The 522-nt window shown below is 58.0% G+C and carries 1 pseudogene; it reads left to right on the forward strand.

Annotation, left to right across the window (positions count from 1 at the left end):
* A pseudogene (gene narZ / locus K5E19_RS23925) lies at positions 1–522 on the forward strand (nitrate reductase subunit alpha); the annotation flags it as partial.

Genomic DNA, 522 nt, shown 5'->3' on the forward strand with positions numbered 1-522 from the left:
TCAATATGCTGGTGTTCTGCGGCTGTATCGGTCAGAGCGGCGGCGGTTGGGCACACTACGTGGGCCAGGAAAAACTGCGTCCGTAGACCGGCTGGCAGCCGCTGGCGTTTGGCCTCGACTGGCAGCGTCCGGCGCGTCACATGAACAGCACTTCCTATTTCTACAACCACTCCAGCCAGTGGCGTTACGAAACCGTGACCGCGCAGGAGCTGCTGTCGCCAATGGCGGATAAATCCCGCTATACCGGACATCTCATCGACTTTAACGTGCGTGCAGAACGCATGGGCTGGCTGCCCTCTGCGCCACAGCTGGGCACTAACCCGCTGCGCATCGCAGAAGAAGCGAAAAAAGCCGGCATGTCACCGGTCGATTACACCGTGAAATCCCTGAAAGACGGCTCGCTTCGCTTTGCGGCGGAACAGCCTGAAAACGGCAAAAACCACCCACGTAACCTGTTTATCTGGCGTTCGAACCTGCTCGGTTCGTCCGGTAAAGGTCACGAATACATGCTGAAGTACCTGC

The sequence above is a fragment of the Enterobacter sp. RIT637 genome, assembly GCF_019718755.1.
GTDB lineage: Bacteria > Pseudomonadota > Gammaproteobacteria > Enterobacterales > Enterobacteriaceae > Enterobacter.